General features: G+C 72.2%; 14 protein-coding genes. 12 read left to right on the top strand and 2 right to left on the bottom strand.

Going from position 1 to position 13,738, the window contains the following annotated elements; all coding sequences use genetic code 11:
* The first annotated feature begins 63 nt into the window (after positions 1-63).
* The 8 genes from recG to mutM all read left to right on the top strand — a co-directional run bounded on the left by recG (position 64) and on the right by mutM (position 7,418).
* Positions 64-2,283 carry an ATP-dependent DNA helicase RecG gene (gene recG, locus ACWEV0_RS28565; RefSeq protein ID WP_453152478.1) on the top strand — a complete coding sequence of 740 codons (2,220 nt, stop codon included), beginning with the start codon at positions 64-66 and terminating at the stop codon, positions 2,281-2,283.
* Positions 2,284-2,352: 69 nt separating this feature from the next.
* The gene (rsmD, locus tag ACWEV0_RS28560) at positions 2,353-2,934 is read left to right on the top strand and encodes a 16S rRNA (guanine(966)-N(2))-methyltransferase RsmD (RefSeq protein ID WP_453152476.1); all 582 of its coding nucleotides are present in this window, start codon (positions 2,353-2,355) and stop codon (positions 2,932-2,934) included.
* Positions 2,935-2,960: 26 nt separating this feature from the next.
* Positions 2,961-3,440, top strand: a complete 480-nt coding sequence (gene coaD, locus ACWEV0_RS28555; protein ID WP_453152514.1) for a pantetheine-phosphate adenylyltransferase — start codon at positions 2,961-2,963, stop codon at positions 3,438-3,440.
* A gap of 120 nt (positions 3,441-3,560) precedes the next feature.
* On the top strand, positions 3,561-4,619 hold the full coding sequence (locus tag ACWEV0_RS28550) for an ATP synthase F0 subunit B (RefSeq protein WP_453152474.1): 1,059 nt from the start codon (positions 3,561-3,563) through the stop codon (positions 4,617-4,619).
* Between the two features lie 194 nt (positions 4,620-4,813).
* Positions 4,814-5,419 (top strand): YceD family protein, encoded by a 606-nt coding sequence (locus tag ACWEV0_RS28545; RefSeq protein WP_453152512.1) that lies wholly within the window; start codon positions 4,814-4,816, stop codon positions 5,417-5,419.
* Between the two features lie 2 nt (positions 5,420-5,421).
* The gene (gene rpmF, locus ACWEV0_RS28540) at positions 5,422-5,595 is read left to right on the top strand and encodes a 50S ribosomal protein L32 (protein WP_030195083.1); all 174 of its coding nucleotides are present in this window, start codon (positions 5,422-5,424) and stop codon (positions 5,593-5,595) included.
* A 19-nt stretch (positions 5,596-5,614) separates the two neighbouring features.
* Entirely contained in the window at positions 5,615-6,400 is a 786-nt protein-coding gene (rnc, locus tag ACWEV0_RS28535) for a ribonuclease III (protein ID WP_453152472.1), read from the top strand.
* Between the two features lie 124 nt (positions 6,401-6,524).
* The gene (mutM, locus tag ACWEV0_RS28530) at positions 6,525-7,418 is read left to right on the top strand and encodes a bifunctional DNA-formamidopyrimidine glycosylase/DNA-(apurinic or apyrimidinic site) lyase (protein WP_453152470.1); all 894 of its coding nucleotides are present in this window, start codon (positions 6,525-6,527) and stop codon (positions 7,416-7,418) included.
* Here mutM and ACWEV0_RS28525 read toward each other — a convergent pair.
* On the bottom strand, positions 7,408-7,824 hold the full coding sequence (locus tag ACWEV0_RS28525) for a winged helix-turn-helix transcriptional regulator (RefSeq protein WP_453152468.1): 417 nt from the start codon (positions 7,822-7,824) through the stop codon (positions 7,408-7,410). The genes mutM and ACWEV0_RS28525 overlap by 11 nt on opposite strands.
* 153 nt (positions 7,825-7,977) lie before the next feature.
* On the opposite strand from ACWEV0_RS28525, the gene ACWEV0_RS28520 reads away from it, so the two are divergent.
* A complete protein-coding gene (locus ACWEV0_RS28520) occupies positions 7,978-8,562 on the top strand; it encodes a flavodoxin family protein (protein WP_453152466.1) in 585 nt (194 codons plus the stop codon).
* An 84-nt stretch (positions 8,563-8,646) separates the two neighbouring features.
* On the opposite strand, the gene ACWEV0_RS28515 is transcribed toward ACWEV0_RS28520, so the two are convergent.
* Entirely contained in the window at positions 8,647-9,483 is an 837-nt protein-coding gene (locus ACWEV0_RS28515; RefSeq protein WP_453152464.1) for a CAP domain-containing protein, read from the bottom strand.
* Positions 9,484-9,637: 154 nt separating this feature from the next.
* Here ACWEV0_RS28515 and ACWEV0_RS28510 point away from each other — a divergent pair, with 154 nt between their 5' ends.
* The 3 genes from ACWEV0_RS28510 to smc all read left to right on the top strand — a co-directional run.
* Positions 9,638-9,919, top strand: coding sequence for an acylphosphatase (locus ACWEV0_RS28510; RefSeq protein WP_403791716.1), 282 nt, complete (start codon positions 9,638-9,640; stop codon positions 9,917-9,919).
* 405 nt (positions 9,920-10,324) lie between these two features.
* Positions 10,325-10,540, top strand: coding sequence for a hypothetical protein (locus tag ACWEV0_RS28505; protein ID WP_389208947.1), 216 nt, complete (start codon positions 10,325-10,327; stop codon positions 10,538-10,540).
* Positions 10,541-10,769: 229 nt separating this feature from the next.
* Positions 10,770-13,738: chromosome segregation protein SMC (gene smc / locus ACWEV0_RS28500; RefSeq protein WP_453152461.1), on the top strand; the 2,969-nt coding region annotated here is incomplete at its 3' end.

Here is a 13,738-nt window from a genome sequence, read left to right as displayed (position 1 = left end):
GGGGGCACGGGACGGGGGACTTCTCCCCGCGCCCCGCGACGTCTGTCAGTGGTGTGGTGTGCAATGGGTTCCGTGCCCGCGCTCGACGAACCCCTCAAGAAACTGCTCGGCGCCGCCACCGCCAAGGTGATGGCCGAGCACATGGACCTGCACACGGTCGGCGACCTGCTGCACCACTACCCCCGCCGGTACGCCGAGCGCGGCGAGCTCACCGCGCTCGCCGACCTGCCGCTGGACGAGCACGTGACGGTCGTCGCGCAGGTCGCCGACGCGCGCGTGCACACCTTCAACAAGGGCGGGCGCGGCAAGGGGCAGCGCCTCGAGGTGACGATCACCGACGGCAGCGGCCGGATGCAGCTGGTCTTCTTCGGCCGCACCGTGCACTTCCACCAGAAGGAGCTGCTGCCCGGCCGCCGCGCGATGTTCGCCGGCAAGGTCGGGCTCTTCAACCGGCGCCTCCAGCTCGCCCACCCCGAGTACAAGCTGCTCGACGCCGAGAGCAGCACCGAGACCGTCCGCGCCTTCGCCAACGAGCTGCTGCCGATCTACCCGGCCTGCAAGCAGCTGGAGTCCTGGACCATCGAGCAGTCCGTCGGCATCGCCCTGGACTCGATGGCGGCCACGGCGTGGGAGGGCCTCGTCGACCCGCTGCCGGCCGCGCTGCGCGAGGGGCGCGGGCTCACGGACCTGCCGGACGCGCTGACGAAGGTCCACCGCCCGCGCACCAAGGCGGACATCGCGGACGCCCGCGACCGGCTCAAGTGGGACGAGGCGTTCGTCCTCCAGGTCGCCCTCGCCCGCCGCCGCCACGCCGACACCCAGCTCCACGCCGTCGCCCGCCGCCCCGCCGCCGACGGGCTGCTCACCGCGTTCGACGCGAAGCTGCCGTTCACCCTCACCGACGGCCAGCAGAAGGTGTCGAAGGAGATCTTCGACGACCTGGCCACCGAACACCCCATGCACCGCCTCCTCCAGGGCGAGGTCGGAAGCGGCAAGACGATGGTCGCCCTGCGCGCCATGCTCGCCGTCGTCGACGCCGGGGGACAGGCCGCGATGCTCGCGCCCACCGAGGTGCTCGCGCAGCAGCACCACCGGTCCGTCACCGAGATGATGGGCGAGCTCGCCGAGGGCGGCATGCTCGGCGGCGCCGAGAACGCCACCAAGGTCGTGCTGCTGACCGGCTCCATGGGGACGGCCGCGCGACGGCAGGCGCTCCTCGACCTGGTGACCGGCGAGGCCGGCGTCGTCATCGGCACGCACGCGCTGATCGAGGACAAGGTGCAGTTCCACGACCTCGGCCTGGTCGTGGTCGACGAGCAGCACCGCTTCGGCGTCGAGCAGCGCGACGCCCTGCGCGGCAAGGGCAAGCAGCCTCCGCACCTCCTCGTCATGACGGCCACGCCCATCCCGCGCACCGTCGCCATGACGGTCTTCGGCGACCTGGAGACCTCGGTCCTCGACCAGCTCCCGGCCGGCCGCTCCCCGATCGCCAGCCATGTGGTGCCGGCCGCCGACAAGCCGCACTTCCTCGCCCGCGCCTGGGAGCGGGTCCGCGAGGAGGTGGAGGCCGGCCACCAGGCGTACGTGGTGTGCCCGCGCATCGGCGACGAGGAGGACCGGAAGCAGAGCGCCAGGCGGAAGCCCAGCCCGGAGGACGAGGCCGAGAAGCGCCCGCCGCTCGCCGTGGTCGAGGTCGCCGAGCAGCTGCGCCGCGGCCCGCTCGCCGGACTGCGCGTCGAGGTGCTGCACGGCCGGATGCACCCGGACGACAAGGACGAGGTGATGCGCCGCTTCGCGGCCGGCGAGGTGGACGTCCTGGTCGCCACGACCGTCATCGAGGTCGGCGTCAACGTGCCCAACGCCACCGCCATGGTGATCATGGACGCCGACCGCTTCGGCGTCTCCCAGCTGCACCAGCTGCGCGGCCGCGTCGGCCGGGGCTCCGCCGCCGGACTGTGCCTGCTCGTCACCGAGATGCCCGAGGCGAGCCCGGCCCGCCAGCGCCTGAACGCCGTCGCCGCCACCCTCGACGGCTTCGAGCTCTCCCGCATCGACCTCGAACAGCGCCGCGAGGGCGACGTCCTCGGCCAGGCCCAGTCCGGCGCCCGCTCGTCCCTGCGGATGCTCGCCGTCATCGACGACGAGGAGGTCATCGCCGCCGCCCGCGAGGAGGCCACCGCCCTCGTCCTCGCCGACCCGGACCTCACCGCCCACCCCGAGCTGCGCACCGCTCTGGACGCGCTGCTCGACAAGGAGCGGGAGGAGTACCTGGAGAAGGGCTGACGCGATGGGGCCGAAACCGCCATAAGCTGTTACGCGCGTAACAGGTTTTGGACAACGAGGGGCCCCGACATGACCCGCGTAATCGCCGGCACCGCCGGCGGACGCCGACTCGCCGTGCCGCCCGGCAACGGCACCCGGCCCACCTCCGACCGCGCGCGAGAGGGACTCTTCTCCACCTGGGAGTCCTTCCACGGCGTCGAGGGGGCCCGCGTGGCCGACCTCTACGCGGGCTCCGGCGCCGTCGGCCTGGAAGCGCTGTCCCGCGGCGCCGCGCACGCCCTGCTCGTCGAGGCCGAGCCGCGCGCCGCCAGGACCGTCCGGGAGAACATCCGCTCCCTCGGCCTGCCCGGCGCCGAACTGCGCACCGGCAAAGCCGAGCAGATCGCCGCCGGACCGGCCCCGGCCGAGCCGTACGACCTGGTCTTCCTCGACCCCCCGTACGCCGTCTCGGACGACGATCTTCGCGAGATCCTCCTCACACTGCGCTCAGGGGGCTGGATCGGCGAGGATGCCCTCGTCACCGTGGAGCGCAGCACGCGAGGCGGGGAGTTCGGCTGGCCCGAGGGCTTCGAACCCCTGCGGTCCCGTCGTTACGGCGAGGGAACGTTTTGGTACGGTCGCGCCGCCTCTACGTGCGAAGACGCACGATGACCGGACCGGAGAGCGAGGGACCCAAGTTGCGCCGCGCCGTCTGTCCGGGGTCATTCGACCCCATCACCAACGGACACCTCGACATCATCGCCCGCGCGTCCAAGCTCTACGACGTCGTGCATGTCGCGGTGATGATCAACCAGTCGAAGCAGGGCCTGTTCACGGTCGACGAGCGGATCGAGCTCATCCGTGAGGTCACCGCCGACTTCGGCAACGTGGAGGTCGAGTCCTTCCACGGGCTGCTCGTCGACTTCTGCAAGCAGCGCGACATCCCCGCCATCGTCAAGGGACTCCGCGCCGTCAGCGACTTCGACTACGAGCTCCAGATGGCCCAGATGAACAACGGGCTCTCGGGCGTCGAGACCCTCTTCGTGCCCACCAACCCGACCTACAGCTTCCTGTCGTCCTCCCTGGTCAAGGAGGTCGCGGCCTGGGGCGGCGACGTCTCCCACCTGGTGCCGCCGCAGGTCCTCGGCCGACTCACCGAACGGCTGCGCCGGAAGTGACCGGGCGGTGACCCCCGGCCACCGCCGCTGACGCTCCGTCACCAGGTCACGGAACGGGCCCGACTGGCCTTACAGTCGTCCCGTCCGTCTCCATCCAGCTGTAGAGAGTGGCGAGCCCCGGTGGACGTGCAGAAGAAGCTCGACGAGATCGTCACGACGGTCAGAAGCGCCCGCTCCATGCCGATGTCGGCGTCCTGCGTGCTCAACCGGGCCGATCTGCTCGCCCTGCTCGAAGAGGTCCGCGCGGCTCTGCCGGACTCCCTCGCCCAGGCGCAGGAGCTCATCGGCGGGCGCGAGCAGATGGTCGAGCAGGCCCGCCAGGAGGCCGAGCGGATCATCGAGGCCGCGCACGCCGAGCGCGGCTCGATCGTCTCCGACTCCCAGGTCGCCCGCCAGTCCCAGGACGAGGCCGACCGGATCCTCGCCGAGGCCCGCCGGGAGGCCGAGGAGATCCGCGCGGAGGCCGACGACTACGTCGACTCCAAGCTGGCCAACTTCGAGGTCGTCCTCAACAAGACCATCGCCTCCGTCGACCGCGGCCGCGAGAAGCTGCTCGGCCGCGGCCCCGGCCTCGACGCCGACGGTTACGCGGACGAGGACGCCCCCGAGTACAGCGCGGACCCGCAGACCCTGATCCAGCGCGCCGACGGTTACGTGGACGCCAAGCTGGGCGCCTTCGAGGCCGTCCTCAGCAAGACTCTGGAGGCCGTCGGCCGCGGCCGCCAGAAGCTCCAGGGCCGCATCGCCTCCGACGCCCTCGGCGAGCACATGGCGGCCCAGGACGCGGCCGGCACCCCGCTGCACACCAGCGACGCCGACTACCTGGCCGGCCTCGCGGAGCTTGCCGACCCCGAGCCCGTACCGGCGGCGCAGCCCGTACCGCCCGTACCGGCGGCGCAGCCCGTGCAGATCCCGGCGCAGGCCCAGCCGGACCCGTACGGCTACGAGCAGCCGGTCCAGGACCCGTACGGGTACCAGCAGCAGGATCCGTACGCCTACCAGCAGCCCCAGGGCGACCCCTACGCCTATCAGGGGCAGTACGGCTACGAGCAGCAGCCCGTCCAGCCCCAGCACCAGCCAGCCCAGCACCAGCAGGCGGCCTCGCTCGACGAGACCAGCTTCTTCGACACGAGCATGATCGATCTGGAGCAGCTGCGACGCTACGAGCAGGGGCACTGACCGGTCCCGGCCCGGATCCCGGCCCGGGTTCCGACCCGGATTGGGCCCTGAGCGAAGCGTCCAGTATTCTGGCTGTTCGGTCGCGCGTATCTCCGCGGTCCGTGCTGCCCGTATCCGGCAGCCCCCTCACGTATGTGAACGATCCGAAAGCAGGAAGAGCCCTGAGCACGCGCCTCGACCACCGCAACCCCCTCGTGTTCGACACGCACGAGCTGGGGCGGCGTCCTGGTGCCATGCAGCGGATCTCCCGCACGGTCGACGCCCCCAGTGACCTGGGGATCGCCGGGGTCGTCGCGGTGCCCGAGGGCGATCCGGTGGAGATCGAGCTCCGTCTCGAGTCGGTCATGGAAGGGGTGCTTGTCACAGGCACCGCCCGTGCATCGGCCGAGGGGGAGTGCGTAAGGTGTCTGGAGCCCGTCGAGTTCGATCTCGACGCGGACTTCCAGGAGATGTTCTCGTACCCCGACTCCGACGACCGGGGCCGCTCGAAGGCGGCCGCGGACGACGAAGCCGAGGACGACGAGGACATGATCCCCCTCGAGGACGGCATGTTCGACCTCGAGCCCGTGCTGCGCGATGCGGTGGTGCTCGCACTGCCCATGCAGCCGGTGTGCCGGGAGGACTGTGAGGGTCTGTGTTCCGAATGCGGAATCAACCTGAACGACAACCCGGACCACCACCACGACGCCGTCGACATCCGTTGGGCGGCTTTGCAGGAACTCACCGGTTCGCTGGGAACCGATGAGAAGGACAACATGAGCGGCGCCGCAACCGGTGTCGACGAAGAGCAGGAGAAGTAGCCGTGGCTGTTCCGAAGCGGAAGATGTCGCGCAGCAACACGCGCCACCGCCGGTCGCAGTGGAAGGCTGCGGTCACCCCCCTGGTTTCGTGCGAGCGTTGCCAGGAGCCGAAGCAGCAGCACATCGCGTGCCCGAGCTGCGGCACCTACAACAAGCGCCAGGTCCTCTCGGTCTGAGAGGCTGGTGAGAGGCACGATGTCTGACCACGTCAACTCAGCCTCGTCCCACACGCTTCTGGAAGGGCGGCTCGGGTATCAGCTCGAGTCCGCCCTTCTGGTGCGTGCGCTCACCCACCGTTCGTACGCGTACGAGAACGGCGGTCTGCCCACCAACGAGCGGCTCGAGTTCCTCGGGGACTCGGTGCTCGGCCTGGTGGTCACGGACACGCTCTATCGCACCCACCCCGACCTGCCCGAAGGCCAGCTGGCCAAGCTGCGGGCCGCGGTGGTCAATTCGCGGGCGCTGGCGGAGGTGGGCCGCGGCCTCGACCTGGGCTCCTTCATCCGGCTCGGCCGGGGCGAGGAAGGCACGGGCGGCCGGGACAAGGCGTCCATCCTCGCCGACACGCTCGAAGCGGTGATCGGCGCGGTGTATCTCGACAAGGGCCTCGACGCGGCGTCCGAGCTGGTGCACCGGCTCTTCGACCCGCTGATCGAGAAGTCCTCCAACCTCGGCGCCGGCCTGGACTGGAAGACCAGTCTCCAGGAGCTGACCGCGGCCGAGGGTCTCGGCGTTCCGGAGTACCTCGTCAGCGAGGAGGGTCCGGACCACGAGAAGGTCTTCACTGCTGCTGCCCGCGTCGGTGGTGTCTCGTACGGCACCGGCACCGGCCGCAGCAAGAAGGAAGCGGAACAGCAGGCGGCGGAGTCCGCGTGGCGCGCCATTCGCGCGGCCGCGGACGAGCGCGCGGCAGCGGCCCCGGCCGCGACCGCGGGAGAGGCCGCCGACGCCTCTTCCGTGAAGGACCAGGCTTCGGCCTGACCTGCGCTTCCTCGCACGATGCCCCCGTCCCCCATCGGGACGGGGGCATCGTGCTGTCCGCGGTGTCGGTGGGCGGTTGTAGGCTTCCGGCAGTACCCGTCGTGAGCCCGTCCGGAGGAGTCCCGTGCCCGAGTTGCCCGAGGTCGAGGTCGTCCGACGCGGTCTTGAGCGCTGGGTCGCCGGGCGGACGATCGCCGAGGTGGAGGTCCTCCACCCGCGGGCCGTGCGGCGCCACCTCGAGGGCGGGACGGACTTCGCGGCCCGGCTGAAGGGACAGACCTTCGGGGTCGCGCGGCGGCGAGGCAAGTACCTGTGGCTGCCGCTCGCCGGCGGCGAGGCGTCGGTGCTCGGGCACCTGGGCATGAGCGGCCAGCTGCTCGTCCAGCCCGAGGACGCGGCCGACGAGAAGCACCTGCGGATCCGGATCCGCTTCACCGCATCCGACAGCGACTCCGCCGCGGGCCGGGCCGGCACCGAGCTGCGCTTCGTCGACCAGCGCACCTTCGGCGGGCTCTCGCTGCACGACACGGCCCCGGACAGCACGGACGGGCTCCCGGACGTCATCGCGCACATCGCCCGCGACCCCCTCGACCCGGCCTTCGACGACGCCGCCTTCCAGCAGGCGCTGCGGCTGCGGCGTACGACGATCAAGCGGGCGCTGCTCGACCAGTCGCTGATCAGCGGCGTCGGCAACATCTACGCGGACGAGGCGCTGTGGCGCTCGAAGCTGCACTACGAGCGGCCGACCGCGAGCCTGACCCGGCCGCGCTCGGCGGAGCTGCTCGGCCACGTCCGGGACGTGATGAACGCGGCCCTCGCGGCCGGCGGCACCAGCTTCGACGCGCTCTACGTGAACGTGAACGGCGAGTCGGGCTACTTCGACCGGTCTCTCGACGCCTACGGGCGGGAGGGCGAGCCCTGCCGCCGCTGCGGCACGCCGATGCGCCGGCGCCCGTGGATGAACCGGTCCAGCTACTTCTGCCCGCGCTGCCAGCGCCCGCCGCGCCTCACGGCGTGACGGCTGCGCCTTCCGCGGCGACCGTGGTTTCGGCGCGCTCCGCGTCGTAACTCTCGCGCGCGGCCAGCACCTGGTCCATCCGGCCCTCGACGAGGTGGATGAGGCCGAGCAGCCGCTCGGCGATCTCGCGGCCGAGCGGGGTGAGCCGGTAGTCGACCCGCGGCGGGTTGGTCGGCTGGGCCTCGCGGTGGACGAGTCCGTCGCGCTCCAGGGCGTGCAGGGTCTGCGACAGCATCTTCTCGCTCACGCCGTCAACCCGGCGCCGCAGCTCGTTGAAGCGGAACGTGCCGTCGTGCAGCGCGCCCAGGGTCAGGCTGCCCCAGCGGCCCGTCACGTGCTCCAGCGTGCCGCGCGAGGGGCAGGCACGCGCGAACACGTCATAGGCGAGGGCGTCGGCGTCGGTCATGCCCTCCACCGTACTCCCGCACAGCGCTGACGGTCACGCATGCGCTCACCAGGGGTTTGCGCTTTCGAAAAGTTAGTGCTCTACTTCTGGTGTCCCCGGGAGGTGTTCCCCTGCACCTCCTCCGAGCTGTCCGAGCTGTCCGAGGAGTCCTCTGTGACCACGCCCGTCGTCTCCATCGCCTACCACTCCGGCTACGGCCACACCGCCGTCATCGCCGAGGCCGTCCGCGACGGCGCCGCCGACGCCGGTGCCACCGTCCACCTGATCAAGGTCGACGAGATCACGGACGCCGAGTGGGAGCTCCTGGACTCCTCCGACGCGATCGTCTTCGGCTCGCCGACCTACATGGGCACCGCGTCCGGCGCCTTCCACCAGTTCGCCGAGGCCACCTCGAAGCGCTGGTTCACCGACGCCTGGCTGGACAAGCTCGCGGCCGGCTTCACCAACTCCGCCTCGAAGAGCGGCGACAAGCTGCACACCCTGCAGTTCTTCCAGACCCTCGCCGGCCAGCACGGCATGACCTGGGTCAACCTCGGTCTGAAGCCCGGCTGGAACAGCAGCACCGCCTCCGAGAACGACATCAACCGCCTCGGCTTCTTCGCCGGCGCCGCCGCCCAGACCCCGAGCGACCTCGGCCCCGAGGCCGTCCACAAGGCCGACGTGGCCACCGCCGAGCACCTCGGCCGCCGCGTCGCCGAGACCGCCCGTACCTTCGCCCTGGGCAAGGCCGCTGCCTGACCTGCGGCTCTCGTCGGCCTACGTGAGAGGGCCCCGTCACCGGTGTGGTGACGGGGCCCTCTCACGTACGGGACCGCCGGCTGCTCAGTAGGCGAAGTCCTGCGTCCACCACGGGCCGCCGGCGCCGAAGTGCACGCCCACGCCGATCGCGGTGTAGTCGCAGTTCAGGATGTTCGCGCGGTGACCGTCGCTGGCCATCCACGACCGCATCACGGCGGCGGCGTCGACCTGGCCGAGGGCGATGTTCTCGGCGCCGAGGCCGGTGATGCCGGCCTTCGTCGCGCGGGTCCACGGGGTGGCGCCGTCGGGGTCGGTGTGGTCGAAGAAGTTGCGGGCGGCCATGTCGGCGCTGAAGGCACCGGCGAGGGCGGCGAGGTCGGCGTCCGAGCGGACGACGGGGCAGCCGACCTTGGCGCGCTCGACGTTCACCAGGCGGACCACCTCGGCCTCGGCGGCCGTCTCACGGGCGCTGACCGAGCGGACGGTGGCGGTCGGCGCGGGCACGGGAGGCTTGGGGACCGGGGTCACCCGGACCGTCCGCGTCGGCTTCGGCGCCGGGGCCTTCGAGGGCTTCGAAACCTTCGGCGCGGGGCTCGGGGTCGCGGTGGCCTTCGAGGCGGAGGGCTTCGGCTTCGGCGCCTTCGAGGGCGCGGCGGCCCTGGCCTTGCCGGCCGGCGGGGCGACGTGCACGGCCGGAGTCTCGGGGGTCGCCGAGGAGCCGCCCTGGGTGTTCAGGCTCGGGGGCTGCTGGGACGCCTCGATCTTCTGCTCGTTCGCACTCGTACCGCCGAGCGTGAAGGTCTCGCCGCCGGGCAGCAGGCCCGAGGCGACGGCTATCGCGCCGACCGCGACCGCCGTGGAGACACCGAGCAGCCCGGTGCGTACGGGTGCGCCGCGTCGTGCGCCGCGATGCCGTCCCATCTGCTCTGCCTCCCTGACCTTTGCTGATCTTTGCTTCTGTGGATGAGGTCGCCGGGGCTCGGCCAACCGGGTGAGCCCCGTTCCGTCGGGACTGTACGCCATGACACGAGGGGCTGACGTGCTCCTTCCGTAATCCGACCGCTAGCGTGCAGCCATGGATGAGGACGTACGGATGACCGCCTGGGTGCGCGGCCGGGTACAGGGAGTGGGCTTCCGCTGGTTCACCAGGGCAAACGCGCTGGAGATCGGCGGGCTCACCGGCTTCGCGCTGAACCTCGACGACGGGCGGGTCCAGGTCGTGGCCGAGGGGTCGCGTGAGAATTGCCACCGTCTGCTCGACTGGCTCCGCGAGGGCGACACGCCCGGGCGCGTCGACGGCGTGACTGAGATCTGGGCCACGCCGCGCGGTATCTACGACACCTTCGAGATCCGCTGAGCGCACTCTGACGATCTTCTTCCCGGTGGTCCGCCCGAGGGTCCGCACGACCCTCGGGCGAGCGTTCGGGGAGCACTCCCGGCGATGAAAAATGCCTGGTGGTTGCCGAGAAGCACTTGCCTTGTGAGGCTCCACGCGTAAGGATGATCTCCACGCCCCCTCGGGCACCGAGTTGCGAGGCGCCGCCGTGTTCTGAACGGCCGCGAACCCCCGGTGGACCCTTGATGCAGGGCGTGATCGTGTTGACCGTCAAACTTTTTGGTGAGACTCTGGAAGCCCCCGCGCACCTCAGCTGTTCGACCGTGAGAACCGGCACGACAAAGAGCACGGTCGGGCACCGCGGGTGCGAATCCCTCACGACCCACACCGCTTCGGTCGGTCACTCAGTGTGGAGGACCATCCATCATGGCAAAGGCGCTTCTCGGTTACGTCGGCGGCTCCGACCCGCGACTCCTCGCCGAGATGCGACGGCTTCAGCAGCGCGTCCAGGACCTCGAGTCCGAGCTGGTTCGGATCCAGTCCGAGAACGACGCGCTCACCGCTGCCGCCGCACAGCATGGCGAGTCGCTGCTCGACAGCATCGACCTCGACGTTCCCAAGGCGGAGCCTGCGCTCACCTGACGCCCCGTGCCGGGGCTGGGTGAGAAACACTCTCGCTAGCACAGCTAGATATGCAAGGGACGCCCAGGCGTCCCTTCTTTCTTGCGCCGGTCGCGCGCCCGTCCCGTGCCGCTCGCTCCTGGGTCCCCTCCCGTGTCCCCCGTGTCCCACTCGACGTGGGTTCCTTGGGGGAGGGTGTGCCCAGCGCGTCCATGGGTGAAACCCGGGACCCCAGGTAGAGTCCGCAGGCGTGCATCTCAAGGCCCTGACGCTCCGCGGTTTCAAGTCGTTCGCCTCCGCCACCACCCTGCGGTTCGAACCGGGAATCACCTGCGTCGTCGGCCCCAACGGCTCGGGCAAGTCCAATGTCGTGGACGCGCTGTCCTGGGTCATGGGCGAACAGGGCGCCAAGTCGCTGCGCGGCGGCAAGATGGAGGACGTCATCTTCGCCGGCACGACCGGGCGGCCCCCGCTCGGCCGCGCCGAGGTCTCGCTGACCATCGACAACTCCGACGGCGCGCTGCCCATCGACTACGCCGAGGTCACCATCACCCGGATCATGTTCCGCGGTGGCAGCAGCGAGTACCAGATCAACGGCGACACCTGCCGGCTGCTCGACATCCAGGACCTGCTGTCCGACTCCGGCATCGGCCGCGAGATGCACGTCATCGTCGGCCAGGGCCAGCTCGACTCCGTCCTGCACGCCGACCCGACGGGCCGCCGCGCCTTCATCGAGGAGGCCGCCGGAGTCCTCAAGCACCGCAAGCGCAAGGAGAAGGCGCTGCGGAAGCTCGACGCGATGCAGGCCAACCTCGCCCGCGTCCAGGACCTCACCGACGAACTGCGCCGCCAGCTCAAGCCGCTCGGCCGGCAGGCCGCCGTCGCCCGCCGCGCCGCCGTCATCCAGGCCGACCTGCGCGACGCGCGCCTGCGACTGCTCTCCGACGACCTCGTACGCCTCCGGAAGGCGCTCGACGCGGAGATCGCCGACGAGGCCGCGCTGCTCGCCCGCAAGGAGGCGACCGAGACCGAACTGAAGGCGGCGCTCGCCAGGGAGGCCGGCCTGGAGGACGAGGTGCGGCGCCTCGTGCCGCGGCTCCAGCGGGCCCAGCAGACCTGGTACGAGCTGTCGCAGCTCGCCGAGCGGGTGCGCGGCACCGTCTCGCTCGCCGACGCCCGCGTCAAGAGCGCCACCGCGCAGCCCGCGGAGGAGCGGCGGGGCCCGGGATTCAGGGACCCTGAAAGCATGGAACGCGAGGCCGCCCGCGTCCGCGAGCAGGAGGCCGAACTGGCCGCCGCCCTGGAGGCCGCCGAGCGCGCCCTCGACGACACCGTCGCCCACCGCGCCGAACTGGAACGCGCCCTCGCCGTCGAGGAGCGCCGCCTCAAGGACGCCGCCCGCGCCATCGCCGACCGCCGCGAGGGCCTGGCCCGCCTCCACGGGCAGGTCAACGCGGCCCGCTCGCGCGCCGCGTCCGCCCAGGCCGAGATCGACCGGCTCGCCGCCGCCCGTGACGAGGCGCGGGAGCGGGCCGCCGCCGCGCAGGAGGAGTACGAGCAGCTGAAGGCCGAGGTCGACGGCCTGGACGCGGGCGACGCGGAACTGGGGGAGCGGTACGAGGGCGCCCGCCGCGAACTCGCCGACGCGGAGGCCGCGCTCGCCGCCGCCCGCGAGTCCGCCGCCGACGCCGACCGCACCCGCGCCGCCACCCGCGCCCGTCACGACGCCCTCGCCCTGGGCCTGCGCCGCAAGGACGGCACCGGCACCCTCCTGGCCGCCGGCCTCACCGGCCTCCTCGGCCCCGCCGCCGAACTCCTCCACGTCACCCCGGGCTACGAGATCCCGCTGGCCGCCGCCCTCGGCGCCGCCGCCGACGCCCTCGCCATGACGGACCCGGGCGCCGCGGCCGAGGCCCTGCGCCTGCTCCGCAAGCAGGACGCGGGCCGGGCGTCGCTGCTCCTCGCGGGCGCAGGCGACCCGGAGGAGGAGCAGGCGTCCGGCGTCGAGAGCGCCCTCCCCGCCGCCTCCCTCCTCACCGGTCCCGCCGAACTCATGGGATCCGTACGGCGCTTGCTGCGTGACGTCGTCGTCGTCGACTCGCTCGACCGGGCCGTCGAAGTCGTGCGCGCCCGGCCCGGGTTGACCGCCGTCACCGCCGAAGGGGACCTGCTCGGGGCGCACTTCGCACAGGGCGGGTCCGCCGGCGCGCCCAGCCTCCTGGAGGTGCAGGCGTCCGTGGACGAGGCGGCGGCCGAGCTGGCCGGACTCGAGGTGCGGTGCGCCGAACTCGTCGCCGCGCGGGAGGCGGCGGGGGAGCGGCGCCGGGAAGCGGCCCGGCTCGTCGAGGAGTTGGGCGAGAAGCGACGCGCGGCCGACCGGGAGAAGTCGGCGGTGGCCCAGCAGCTCGGCCGGCTCGCCGGACAGGCCAGGGGCGCGGCGGGCGAGGCCGAGCGGACGGCCGCCGCGGCGGCGCGCGCCGAGGAGGCTCTGGAGAAGGCGCTCGTGGAGGCCGAGGAGCTGACCGAGCGGCTGCTCGTCGCCGAGGAGACGCCGGCCGACGAGGAGCCCGACAGCTCCGTGCGCGACCGGCTCGCGATCGACGGCTCCAACGCGCGCCAGACCGAGATGGAGGCCCGCCTCCAGGTCCGCACCCACGAGGAACGCGTCAAGGGCCTGGCCGGCCGCGCCGACTCCCTCGACCGCGCCGCGCGCGCCGAGCGCGAGGCCCGCGCCCGCGCCGAACAGCGCCGCGCCCGGCTGCGCCACGAGGCCGAGGTCGCCGCCGCCGTCGCGTCCGGCGCCCGCCAGCTCCTCGCGCACGCCGAGGTGTCCCTGGTCCGCGCCGAGCGGGAGCGCGCCCTCGCCGAGGCCGCGAAGGGCGCCCGCGAGCAGGACCTGACCGCCGCCCGTACCCGTGGCCGGGAGCTCAAGGCGGCGCTGGACAAGCTCACCGACTCGGTGCACCGGGGCGAGGTCCTCGGCGCCGAGAAGCGGCTGCGGATCGAGCAGCTGGAGGCCCGCGCCCTGGAGGAGCTGGGCGTGGAGCCCGCCGTACTGGTCGACGAGTACGGCCCGCACCAGCCCGTGCCGCCCGCGCCGGCCGCCGAGGGCGAGACCGTGGACATCAGCGGCTCCGCCGCGGGTCCCGAGGACCCCGACCGTCCGCGCGACCAGCCGCGGCCCTTCGTCCGCGCGGAGCAGGAGAAGCGGCTCAAGGC

This window comes from Streptomyces sp. NPDC003943 (assembly GCF_053605265.1).
The sequence above is the reverse complement of the archived record's forward strand: the minus strand, read 5'-3'. Positions and strand labels throughout refer to the sequence as shown.